Annotated in this window: 8 protein-coding genes; 3 read left to right on the plus strand and 5 right to left on the minus strand. The window is 38.9% G+C overall.

Annotated elements, in window-relative coordinates; translation table 11 throughout:
* Window positions 1-298: 298 nt before the first annotated feature.
* From HVN35_07505 to HVN35_07520, 4 genes are all read right to left on the minus strand, one after another.
* Window positions 299-1,294 (minus strand): magnesium transporter, encoded by a 996-nt coding sequence (locus HVN35_07505; protein NYB52384.1) that lies wholly within the window; start codon window positions 1,292-1,294, stop codon window positions 299-301.
* Between the two features lie 203 nt (window positions 1,295-1,497).
* Window positions 1,498-2,895 (minus strand): right-handed parallel beta-helix repeat-containing protein, encoded by a 1,398-nt coding sequence (locus tag HVN35_07510; GenBank protein NYB52385.1) that lies wholly within the window; start codon window positions 2,893-2,895, stop codon window positions 1,498-1,500.
* A 290-nt stretch (window positions 2,896-3,185) separates the two neighbouring features.
* Complete coding sequence (locus HVN35_07515) at window positions 3,186-4,553, minus strand: MFS transporter (protein ID NYB52386.1); 1,368 nt, start codon at window positions 4,551-4,553, stop codon at window positions 3,186-3,188.
* Window positions 4,554-4,741: 188 nt separating this feature from the next.
* The gene (locus HVN35_07520) at window positions 4,742-5,500 is read right to left on the minus strand and encodes an alpha/beta fold hydrolase (protein ID NYB52387.1); all 759 of its coding nucleotides are present in this window, start codon (window positions 5,498-5,500) and stop codon (window positions 4,742-4,744) included.
* A gap of 419 nt (window positions 5,501-5,919) precedes the next feature.
* Between HVN35_07520 and HVN35_07525 the strand changes: the two genes are divergently transcribed.
* The gene (locus HVN35_07525; protein ID NYB52388.1) at window positions 5,920-8,298 is read left to right on the plus strand and encodes a hypothetical protein; all 2,379 of its coding nucleotides are present in this window, start codon (window positions 5,920-5,922) and stop codon (window positions 8,296-8,298) included.
* Window positions 8,299-8,681: 383 nt separating this feature from the next.
* Here HVN35_07525 and HVN35_07530 read toward each other — a convergent pair whose 3' ends face one another.
* Window positions 8,682-11,498, minus strand: a complete 2,817-nt coding sequence (locus tag HVN35_07530; protein ID NYB52389.1) for a DEAD/DEAH box helicase — start codon at window positions 11,496-11,498, stop codon at window positions 8,682-8,684.
* A 316-nt stretch (window positions 11,499-11,814) separates the two neighbouring features.
* Between HVN35_07530 and HVN35_07535 the strand changes: the two genes are divergently transcribed.
* Window positions 11,815-12,207, plus strand: coding sequence for a nucleotidyltransferase domain-containing protein (locus HVN35_07535; GenBank protein ID NYB52390.1), 393 nt, complete (start codon window positions 11,815-11,817; stop codon window positions 12,205-12,207).
* On the plus strand, window positions 12,197-12,610 hold the full coding sequence (locus tag HVN35_07540; protein ID NYB52391.1) for a DUF86 domain-containing protein: 414 nt from the start codon (window positions 12,197-12,199) through the stop codon (window positions 12,608-12,610). The genes HVN35_07535 and HVN35_07540 overlap by 11 nt, the downstream gene beginning before the upstream one ends.
* Window positions 12,611-12,613 lie beyond the last annotated feature (3 nt).

The following is a 12,613-nucleotide window of genomic DNA, read 5'->3' on the forward strand; positions in this document are numbered from 1 at the left end:
AGTAATTCATCAGTAGATACTCATAATCAACTGGATTATCAATTACCGACATGTGATTTAAGACCATATGATAAATTCAAATGTATAATAATTTAGAATTTTATTGGTGATGAATCAGTGAATTAATGATAATGAATAGATCAAAAAATGACGATATATTAAAATAATTAGGGGTTGGAGGTACAGAGGGTTTTTAGAATGTAAATAAAGTACATAAATTTTTTTTGGATCGATTAATTGTTTAAATTATAATTTGTTATATTAATACAACAATAAAATAATTGTATGTATAGGTTAATCAAGTACTTTGGAGTAAAGTCATGGCCACAGCAAGGTAAATGGCTAAAGTGGTTATATCACTGAATATAGTTGCCAATGGACCTGTGGCTACAGCTGGATCAAAGTTCAGTTTACGGAATATTTGTGGAGATAAGGTGGCTATCACTACAGAGCTTATAATACTTAAAAACATGGCCAGAAATATTATCAAACCCAGTATAATATTTTGCCGTGTTATAAGAGCCAGTAATCCTGCAAAAGCTCCTGAAATCAATCCTATTACCAGTGAAACTTGAACTTCCCTCCAAAGATAGCTTTTAAAACTTAAATTGGTGTCCAGGGCCAAGCTTCTAATGATAAGGGCTTCGGACTGAGTGCCTGCAGCATCACTCATGTAAACCATCACAGGTATGAAACTGGCCAGGGCAATGAAACTGGCCAGTAGTTCCTCAAATTGAGCTATAAGGGATGCAGCTAATATTCCACCAATAACTCCTATAATTAACCATGGAAGGCGGGATTTAATCATGTGAAATGCAGAGGAATGAATGGAAGTATATTCGTCTCCTACTCGGTGAAAAATACCTCCAAAATTAAAAACATCACTCTGCACTTCATGGTTAAAGATGCGAAGAATAGCATCAAAATCTACCACACCTAAAAGCACCCCTTTATCATTGACTACTGGTAATGATTTCAAACCATGAGAAAGTGCCATATAAACCAGTTTTTCCTGAGAGGTGTTGACATCAACAGTTATCATATCTTTATCCATTAATTCTTCAGCTTTGATTTTTTTGTCCCTGATTTTTAGTAGATTCTTAATGGATAAAACACCCAACAGGATATGGTTTTCATCAGTAAGGTAGATGTAATCCAAACTGGCATATCCAGATGAGTCACTTATCACACTATTCTCAATATATTCTAAGGTTTCATGGCTATTGAAGACTGGAATATTACTTACCATATTAGATCCAGCAGTTTTCTGAGGGTAAGCTGAATAAGATTCCATATCTATATTTGATGACTGTGATTCCATATTATCACTCTCTGATCATTCAATGTTTATCATAATATAATTATTTATCTATTTAAATCATTATGGAAAGACTTCAAAAAGAATTGTTAATTACTAATCATTTTTTTTAAAAAAACTAGTATTGTTGTATTAATACAACAAAAATTACTTTAAAAGAAAAAAAATAAAAAAGGGATTTATCTTTGCTTTGAAGTGAAAGCTCCCATACTTACAAACAGTAAACCCAGTAAGAGTGGTATTAAAGCAGTACCAGTTTCCTGCATACCAATAGTTTTTGCACTAACTGAAGCTTTTGTACCTACTGAACCAGCAGCAACTTCCACCAATGCAGGTAGGGGTGTCATGAAGTTATCCAGTATGGCATTAAGATTTGCAATTCCCAAGCCATCATTGGCTCTGAAGATAGTACTTACTATTCCGTTTACTGTGTAGCGAACCACAGATTTACTACCCACATTACCAATGTCTGTAGTTATGGTTATGGGTGTTCCGTCTGGTATGTGTCCGATGCTGGATGTGTCCTGTCCCAGGTTGTTGTAGATAACATTAGCCGTGACTGTGGACGTACCACCAAAAGGTACGCTGTTGGGATATGCGGAAATTCCAAGAACCAACCATTTCGTGGTGTCAGCGAATTTCTGAGGATCGTAAATGGTTCCATCTACAGTGCGAGGGTCATTGTTGGAACCCCACCAGTTGTTAGAGGCATCAATTTTAATTTCACCTCCAGCAGGTCCTAAAACCTGATTGGGGTTTTCTCTGCTAATGTATAATCCGTAGGGAGTGTTAGCCACGATACGGTTGACATTGATATTGTAATGCGCATATTCTAAGTAGATAATGTAGATCGCATTTCCCATGTTGTTGATGAAGTTATTACCGATGATCTTTAAAGTTACAGATCCTGAAGCGAATATTGCACCACCATGTTGGGCATTGTCCTTGTTTCCAGTGAAAGTGCTGCCAGTGACAGTTAAAACACTACCGCAAGTTGTGTAGATTGCTCCTCCGGATTGAGTAAATCCAGCCTCATTATTTTCGAATAAACAGTTGGTTGCAGTGGTTGATCCAAGGTTATAAATTGCTCCTCCACTTGTAGCTTTGTTTTTAATGAACTTACAGTTAATGGCATTTAGTGTTGAACCACTCGCCACATTCACCGCACCACCATTACCACGAGGTTGACCATTCATCAGGGTTAAATCCTTAAGAATGACACTGCATCCACTAGCAATGGTGAAGATCCCGTCTAAGCCTCTAGCATCAATGAAGGTCAGGTCTTTGCCTGCTCCCTGTATGGTAACGTCTTTGGTGATTTCAATGCCATAATCCTTGGTCACACCGCCACCGCCGCGGTCGTAGGTTCCAGGTGCCAGGTTAACAGTCCCACCGGAACTAATCGAGTCAATACCTTTTCCTACAGTTCGAAATGGATCAGAAGCTTGCCCTGTACCGGTATCGTCATCACCTTCTGGTGATACATATACATCTGTTAAACCATTGGCGTAGGTTGTTCCAGCAATAATCACTGCAAACAGGAATGTGGTTAGGATCAGTATCATCTGTTTCTGCATAGTTCTCACCTCCTTTTACAGTTAGTAAACTGCAAAAATGTCAAAACTAATGAAATCAACGATTTGTCAATGAAAGAGGTTTTAAGTGATTTTTTAAAAATAAAAGTCTGTTGTAAGCCCCTCCCCAGAGATTCATTTCCATACATTTTTTTGCCACTGCCTTAACCATTTGACATTTATTGCTATAAGAGTATTATGCAGTTTTTTTTAATATAGTTTACTGATGACACCAATATTTCCCGATACCATCAAATCCAAAAGAAAATATCATTCTATATTAATATTGTTGATTAATAACTGTTTTGCAACTGTTTTTGTTTACTTTTAAGCCCCACAGATAATAAAGTCATGAGAAAGGCCACCAACCCCATGATGAGAAAAGTGTATTCATATCCAATTAATCTACCAGCATAAGAACCTATAACCGCCCCTATAAGAGCCCCTCCAATCAACTGTCCTAAACTGGTTATCAGGTTAATAAGTGCCTGACCAGATGCCCTATCCTCAGGAGGGGTTTCCACCAGCATAATGTAACGGGGAGGAGAACCTATGGTAGTGCTCATACCCACTCCCACCAGTACACTGGAAAAAAGAAATACATCAAATGAAGTGGAAAAGATGCTGAGGAATATGAGGCCAGAGGCCATGATTGAACTACCTATTAATATTATAATACGAGAACCAAACTTATCTAAAAGTCTGCCAATTAAGGGTGCTCCCACTGCCATGGTAAGCACCACTGGTATTAACATTAAGCTGGCATCTGAAGCATTAAATGAAAAACTCACAATTACAAATGCAGGCACGAAGACTGTGGCAGCCTGCACCAGTCCAGTTCCAACCATTATACAGCTAAGCAGTTTAACCTCCCTGCTTTGAAATAAATTAATTTGGATCAGAGGGTCCTGTGCTTTCAGTTCCATCTTCAGGAGGAGGGGGATTAAAATAATGCTCAAAATGAGGAAAGGTAAGACTGAAATTGATAAAAAACTGGTCATAAAGTTATTGGTATCTATCTGGTTAATGGCATAGGCTAGGAAAGTAACCATAAACCCTAATATAATCAATCCCTTCCAATCAAACTGTATATTGGGATTTTTTTCACCCCTTGGAAGTACATAGAGACTACCCAGAATAACCAGTAAGGAAACAGGTATATTAATGATAAAAAGCCACTGCCAACCGAAATCCAGGAGCAAAGCTCCTAAAATTGGTCCTAAAACACCTGTTAAACCCCATACTGAGCTTAATATGCCCAGGGCACCGCCCCTTTTTTCTGGGGGAAAAGCGTCTCCAATGAAAGCATTGGCCACTGGAAATATGCCTCCAGCACCCACGCCCTGAATAGATCTTCCCATTAAAACCATTTCAAATGATAAAGAGCTGATGGTAATTACAGAACCAATCAAGAAGAGTAAGATGTTAACCAGGTAGACGGTTTTCCTGCCGTATATATCTGAGAGTTTGGCCATTAAAGGAGTTCCGATCATGAAAAACAGGATGTAAATAGTGAAAACCCAGCTTAAAAACCTATCAGAAACTGTAAAATCAACTCCAATGGCAGGTAGTGCCGGGCCCACAATCCCTATATCCAGGGAGCCCATGAAAACACCCACCAAAAGCAGTAGCAGTATGCGGTTTTCAACCTTGCTAGCCATAAACTCAAATTAGAATTTACTGTTTAAAGATATTTTCTAAAAAAAGAGACTGTCTAATAAGCTAAAATCTGGAAAAATTAGGAAGAATTAATCTTAAATGATTAAAAAATAAAAATGTCAAATTTAAAAATTATAGTACTGCAAATTAGCTAGATTATTATATTACTGAATATAAATTTATATGCTGTTTATAAACTGTCTAAAAAGTTCTTTAATATTGAATAGGTTTCCATAGGCGATTCCACCAGCAGGTTATGACTGGCATCAGGTATTATTCTAATTTCTGAATGGGGAATCCTCTCACTAATTCTGATACTGTGATTGGGTGGTATGAACTGATCTTTTGCACCAGCAATGACCAGAGTGGGGATTTCCACATTTTTCAACGAATCAATGAGATTAACCTGGCAACAGGCTTTAATAGTATTTTTTAATGAATCAATGGAGATAGTTTCAGCCATTTCATCTCTAATTTTTAAAAATAATTCCTGGTTTCTATCTAGAAATTGGGGAGAGTTAGCCAGTTGTAGAGAGCTATCAAAAAAAGCTTCAAACCCTTCTTCAGTGAGTATTTTTTGAAGATTCAGAAATACCTTCTGAACTGGGGGATCTACGTGGGCAAAACTGGAGATGAGAGTTAAAGAACGGAATTTCTCTGGAAAGTGAAGTGAGAGTTCTTGCAATACAGCACCACCCATGGAATGACCCATGAAGTGTGCCTGTTCAATGCCCAGGGATGTTAAAAATCGGTAGATATCCTCTGAGAATAATTCAATACTGTATGGTCCTGGAGTATTACTGGACTGGCCATGACCCCGCAGATTTACAGCAAAAACATGGTAATCTCTGCTAAGTAATGGAGTTAATCCTTCCCACACGGTATGATCACTGGCCAGGCCATGGACCAGGATCAACGGGTAGCCCTCACCCAGGTCCTGGTAGTACATAGTTAAATCTTCTAAATTTATTCGATTCATGATATTACATTAGGGTAGTTAAAAATTATAAATTGCACCCCTTATGGGGTGGTACATTATATTAAACCATTTTTTTGGATATTTTTTTCGAATGATTTTAGAATGAATTCAAAATTTTTTAGATAAAATTAACATCTAGTAATCAGGAAATTTTTCTCTAATTTCCCTATTATCATGGAGATATTTTTTACAACGTAATAGGTTTAATAGAAGGGTAATTTTTCCATAAAAAGAATTTTAAGGAAAATATTTTTTTATTCAGTTTTATATGCCATAATTATAATTGTATCTTTTTTATTACGTAATGTGGTTAGAAAGATTTATTGCTTATCAAGAACAATTATTAATGATCATCTTTAGTTATTCGGCATAAAGGAGGTGAAAAGAGAGTGAGAAAAATTATTACACTGGCTTTCTTAACCCTGCTTTGTACCATGGCAGCCTTAGGCACTGTTTCTGCTGAGGATTCAGATAACGCGGCAATAAATGAAACCAACTTAACAGATCCTGTTGAGAAAATTGCACTGCCTGACCCTTACAACACCAGGACTGGTGAAAGTTTCACCACCATTCAGGCAGCCATTGACGATGCTGACACTCAAAACGGTGACACCATCCAAGTGGAACCTGGAATCTACACTGAACATGTCATTTTAAACAAAATGCTCAACCTCATTGCCACGGGTCCAAATACCATAATCAATGGCACATTAACTATAACTGCACAGGGCAGTGGTTCCACAGTACAGGGATTCACCATAACCAACGGTACAACAACCAGCACCACTATCTTCAGTGAAAACTTTGACAGCGTCACTACACCCAAGTTACCGTTCGGATGGGCTACCATACCTGTTTATTATACTAGTGGAAATGTCCCAGAATGGCAAACCAACGTAGGAACACACTATCCCAGTGGTAAACCTGCTCACAGTGGAGATAAACTGGCATACTTTAACTCATGGAATGCAGATGAACACTCCTCTGCACGGTTATATCGTACCATTGGACTGGACTTAAGTGGAAAAAGCAGTGCAGAACTATCATTCTGGATGTACCATGATACTTTTTATTCTACATCAAATGATCTAATTCAGGTGCAGGTTTCCCCAGATGGGGGAAACACTTGGACTAATGTAGGAAACGCCTTCCCCAGATTTGATGGATCAACAGGCTGGAAGAAACATAATGTAGACCTATCCAGTTACACTGGCTTCGGGATGAATAATGTGAGGATTGGATTTCTAGGTGTCAGTGATTATGGAAGTGACTGTCACATTGATGACGTGACTATTGATGTACCGGCGACGGATAGACTTGTGGAAGTACTAATGGGGGCTAACAATGTAAAACTTCAATATTTGACCATAACTGGGGGAACAGCTAATGCTAACGGTGCAGGGATCTACAACCAGGGTGGAACCGCAGCACAACCAACACAGCTCATCAACTGTTTAATCACAGGAAACACAGCCACTGGTAATTATCTGGGTGGCGGTATCTACAACACTGGAACCCTGAACATGGTAAACTGTGAGGTTACCAGTAACACAGCGGCTAATGGTGGAGGAATCTATAACTATTATGGTAGTGTTTCAATTGATAACTGCCTACTGAACTCTAACCGTGCACTGTTAAGTGCTGGAGCAATATACAGTGATCATGGAACAATGAACATACTCAACTCCCAAATAAACAGTAACACAGCTTTTTACGCTTCTGCTATGGACTTCCGTGATGATCAAACCAGCATCATTAACATAAAAAACAGTCGGATTGAAAATAACATTGGAAATGACGGTGCCATACAGAACTACTGTGATCTGACCATTGAAAACTGCATCATCAGTGGGAATCAGGCTAAATTATCCGTTGGTGGGGCCATAGTAAACTACAACGACGGTGTTTTAACAGTTAAAAACACGGTGTTTGAGAATAACTTCGCTGGTAATGTTGGTGGAGCTATTTACAACGAAAACTACCGCAACGTGTTATTTACAGACTGCCAGTTCACAGGAAACACTGCATGTTATGGAGGGGCAATTTTTTCTGATATTGTCGACAAATACAGTATTAATCCAACCTTAACTGTTATAAACAGCCTGATTTCAGGAAACAAAGCAACTGACAGTGGAGGTGCAGCTTATAACTGGAACGGACCGCTGGTTCTAAATTTCAACCGCATAATAGCTAACACCGCACCAACTGCTTCCAACATTTACAACAGGCCAGAACAAGCTACAACCAATGCCCTGTACAACTGGTGGGGTTCCAATGCCGGTCCAGACCCATCTAGCCTCGTTAATGTACCAGAGAAGAACTCAAACCCCTGGCTGGTAATGAACTACGGTGCTAATCCAACTACCATCCTGCAGGGTGCCACTTCCACCCTGACAGCTGACTTCAGATACGATTCATGGGGAGTATTTCACGACCCATCACTAGGTCACCTGCCAGACGGAACACCGGTAACCTTCACCACCAATCTGGGTAATGTGGGCAGTAAATCCATCACAGTCAACACCCTTAACGGCATAGCAACTGCCATACTCCGTGGTGATGAAGCAGCAGGAGAAGCATTAACCTCAGCAACCCTGGACTTCCAAGTATTGTATTCTGCAGTTGTTATTCAATCCACAGCCAGTGCTGCTAGTGCAGCCAGCACCACCCGGACCATTGGAATGCAAAGCACCGGCACACCTATCGCCGGGTTAATCCTTGCTATCTTCATGGTTTTAAGTGGGATGGCTGTGCATGGGAAAAAATAAAAGGGAGGTTGAAACTCCTCCTTTCCCCAATTTTTTTTATATGATTTGGAGTAACCATTTTCTAAGAGGCTTTCTATCCTTCCAAGTTTTTTATTTATTCAAATTAAAATTTTATTCTAGTTTAATGTTCTTTATGGAAATTGTATGCTTTAAAATATATCATATCCCATTTAGAAGTATCCTTAAAGCTTGAATATGGGTTCCCTCTTCAAATTGAAGGTTTCACTTGGTTTAGTATCCTTTGGGAAACAATGAAAATATGCTCCTGATTCCGTATAAAATGGAATACCCCAGCTAAGCTAATGGGTTTGGAAGTACAGGGAAAATTTAAATAGAACTATCTTAATCATTGAAAATTAGAAATGTACGATTAAAGTGTCCATTTAATCTTCTAAAAGCTTTTTCATATTATCTGCAGCATCTTGATTAAGTGGATTGATGTTCAGAGCCTTTCCATAGGCTTCAATAGATTTTTCTTTATCACCCAGTTTATGGTATGTCAGGCCCAGGATCTGCCAGGCGTCATCCCAGTCTGACCTTATCTTGATGAGTTTTTCAGAAATTTCTTTACTCCTCTCATAGTCACCGGTTTGGTATAATGAAACAGCCAGATAATAAAGGGCTTCAGCATCATCTTCTCTTTTTTGAAGGACTTTCTTAAAGTTACGGATGGCCTCTTTGTGTTTTCCCAGTTTTTTCAAAATTATCCCCTGATACTTTATGGCAGAGAGGTTATTTTCATCCATGTTCAAAGCTTTCTGGAAACAATCTAAAGCTTGTTTTAAGTTGCCATTAAAGTAGAATGCTTCACCCTTCCGGGTGAGATTCTCCGGGTTTTCAAATTCACAGTAACCTTCAGCACCTACACTGCCTCTTTTTAAAGGGACGGATGTGCTTTTAAGATGATTAAGATTTACATCACCTGGCAAATCTACACTTTCACCCTTCATCATCTTCATTACAGCCTCTAAAATGAAGATAGTCCCTTTTTTATGGAGTGGCTTGTTATCATTTCCACATTTAGGTGAGTAAATACAGGTAGGGCAGCCCTTAATGCACTGGCATTCTTTAACCATGTCCCTGGTAACCTCCACCAGTTTCTCCATGACTTCAACTGCCTTCTCTGCTAAACCTATTCCTCCTTCATAGGCATCGTAGATAAATATGGTAGCTTTACCTGTTTCTGGATGGTAATTGGTGGACAGTCCTCCTATATCAAAACGGTCGCATAGTACCAGTAAGGGGAACATGCTTATAAGAGCATGCTCTGCACCGTGCAGACTCCCAGCATAGGAATCTTTCTGGGGGTAGATGTTTTCCAGCATATCCGCCACCACACCCGGCAAGGTGAACCATAAACCCCTGGTATGATATTTCAAAGGTGGTAAATCCAGTTCATGAGTAGATAAGGTTTTACCATAAATCATCACCTTGTATTTATAGAAGTCTTGGGTAACCTTCACCTCACCAAAAGAAACCCTGAAATTACCAATATCCCGGGTTTCCATCTCCTTCTCAATGGAAACATCCACATTTCTCAGGGCCTGAGTATGGTAATCCACATCCATCTTTTTAACCTTAATTATCCTTTTTTTGAGGTTAAACTCATCCACAATATAGGTTTCACCCTGGTTGATGAGCACGGCTCCTTCATGGGCTTCACTGTAGGCATGCTGCCGGTCCATGGTTTCCATTAACTTTTTTTTATGGAATACTTTAAAGTGGTCACTGGTGATCTGGTCCAGGCTGATACTTAATGCCGGATCTTTACGCCCCACATAGGTCAGTCCCAGTAAACCTTCTTTTACCATCATGTTTTTCCTTAAAACATCCCACATATCATAATCTGCCGGGAAGTTTTTCTCAAAGTCATCAACAGTTAAGGGAAGTTCCTTCATGGAACATAAAAGATGTCCCATGGCTATTTTCTTGTTTTCCAGGTCAATAACTGCATTCTCATGTGATTTATGGAAAAGGAATTCGGGATGTTTCATAAGGTACTGGTCCAGGGCATTTTCAAAGGCCACCATAATTACCAGGGACTCGTTCTCAGCCCGTCCTGCACGTCCTGCCTGCTGCCAGGTGCTGATCATGGTTCCAGGATAGCCACTGATAATCACACAATCCAGGCTACCAATATCCACCCCTAACTCCAGGGCATTGGTGCAGGTCACACCCACCAGATCTCCATTTTTAAGACCCTTTTCGATGTTTCTCCGCTCCTGGGCCAGGTAACCCGACCGGTAGGCTGTTATACGGTTCACCAGTTCAGGTTTGGTTTCATTCAACTCGCGTTTAGCCCACATGGCTACAAGTTCAGCCATCTTACGGCTGACAGTGAAACACAATGTTTGCAATCCATTTAAGACCATTAACTGAAATAGTTGGCTGGTTTCCTGGTGGGTGGACAGATCACCCCACTTGGCAAAGGGATTGTAAAAAACGAAATGCTTCTTCCCACTGGGTGAAGTGTCTTTATTAACCTGAGAAAACTCCATACCCACCAGTTTACGGCTGAATTCATCTGGATTGGCCAGGGTGGCTGATGAGAGAATGAACTGAGGATAACTGCCATAATGGTTACAGATACGCCTCAATCTTCTAATTAAGTAGGCTACATTGGAGCCGAATACACCCCTGTAGTGGTGTGCTTCGTCAATCACCACGTACTTCAGATTTTTGTAGAAGCGGTTCCACTGCTGATGCCATCCCAGGATCAGGTGTAACATGTAAGGGTTAGTGAGAATTATACGGGAATTTTCTTTAATCCAGGGACGAATATTTTTTGGTGTGTCCCCGTCATAGATATTAGGCTTTAAATCAAGATTACAAGATGATTCCAGATGTTTTAACACGTTCAGCTGGTCATTGGCCAGTGCCTTGGCCGGGTAAATGTAAAGGGCAGTGGCTTCCTCATCATGGTAAAGGGTTTCCAATATGGGAAGGTTAAAAGCAAGTGTTTTTCCAGATGCAGTGGGAGTGGTGATTAAAACATTTTCGCCCTTACGGATGAGCCGGGTGGCCTCCACCTGGTGCTGGTAGAGTCTAATACGGCTGTCATCCAGATATTTCTGGATGGATGAAGGTAGGTCCTTCACTTCACCGTACTCTGCTTTTCTCTTATTGAGGGTTTCAATATGTTCCACTTTACGGCTGAAAGCACGGTTACCTTCCAGGTTTTTTAGAACTTTTTCCAACATCTGATTCTTAATCATGCTTTTTCTTATTAATCCTCCATCCTTTCTGATTCTAATAATCTATACTTATGGTTTTTTATAAAAATTTATCTAATTCTCCTTCAAAGTTTAATCATTTTATCTTCAGGCTATTATTACAAAATAATTAATCCTATTATTCTATTAATATTCAATAAAGCAATGATTTTTTCAGATATTGCATTTTCAGTCTTATATTTTAAAAAATTCCTTAATTTAAATTTACCCACGGCATTCTAATAGAATATACAGATATAATTTAAAATATGCAAAGAAATAAAATATAATAAGGAATGATCTTATGGACATCCTCAAACAAGTTACTCTGGAACTGGAAAAAAATCCAATGATCTTATTTGCCTATCTTTACGGGTCGGTGGCTCGAGGAGAGCAAAGGGAAGATAGTGACATTGATATAGCAGTATACCTGTCTAAACATACTAATGATCCACTTTTAGAAAGTAAAATAGGGCTTGAATTGCAAAAAAAATTAGGAAAAAATGTTGATATACGTGTTATCAACTCAGCATCCTTAGTTTTTATTCACCAGGTGTTGAATAATGGTCAACTCCTTTTCTCCAATGATGATAAATGCAGGATTAATTTTGAAACGAGAAAAATGGACGAATATTTAGATTTCAAGCCAGTTATGGAAAAATATGATAAAAAAAGGTTGGAAAGATATGGAATTTGACAATGAATCAATCCAACTTAGAATAGACATAATTGAAAGGAACTTGGCGGAGATTGCAAAAATAGTATCCGAAGGTTATGAGCAGTTCGATTACAGAAATCAACTTGCATCTAAACATGCCTTACAGGAATCTATTGAAAGTTGTATTGATATTGCAAACCATATCATCGCTACCATGGGTTTTAGGCGTCCAAATGATTATAGGGATGTTTTCATTGTTTTAGAGGAAAATGATATTCTGAACAAAGAACTATCAGCGAAACTGCAAGCTATGGCCAGTTTCAGGAATCTTTTAGTTTTCCGTTATGCAGATATGGATAAAATAAAACTTTTTAAGATAATGAAAATTGAAACTAATGATTTCAATGATTTTATTGTGCAGATATTAGGTTATATAAATTAAATT

Source organism: Methanobacteriaceae archaeon (genome assembly GCA_013403005.1).
Taxonomy (GTDB): domain Archaea; phylum Methanobacteriota; class Methanobacteria; order Methanobacteriales; family Methanobacteriaceae; genus Methanobacterium.

Excerpts from the sequence above, each read along its gene's own strand:
- HVN35_07505 (NYB52384.1), bottom strand. The coding sequence starts at position 1,294 with ATGGAATCTTATTCAGCTTACCCTCAGAAAACTGCTGGATCTAATATG.
- HVN35_07510 (NYB52385.1), bottom strand. The coding sequence starts at position 2,895 with ATGCAGAAACAGATGATACTGATCCTAACCACATTCCTGTTTGCAGTG.
- HVN35_07515 (NYB52386.1), bottom strand. The coding sequence starts at position 4,553 with ATGGCTAGCAAGGTTGAAAACCGCATACTGCTACTGCTTTTGGTGGGT.
- HVN35_07520 (NYB52387.1), bottom strand. The coding sequence starts at position 5,500 with ATGTACTACCAGGACCTGGGTGAGGGCTACCCGTTGATCCTGGTCCAT.
- HVN35_07530 (NYB52389.1), bottom strand. The coding sequence starts at position 11,498 with ATGTTGGAAAAAGTTCTAAAAAACCTGGAAGGTAACCGTGCTTTCAGC.
- HVN35_07535 (NYB52390.1), top strand. The coding sequence starts at position 11,815 with ATGGACATCCTCAAACAAGTTACTCTGGAACTGGAAAAAAATCCAATG.
- HVN35_07540 (NYB52391.1), top strand. The coding sequence starts at position 12,197 with ATGGAATTTGACAATGAATCAATCCAACTTAGAATAGACATAATTGAA.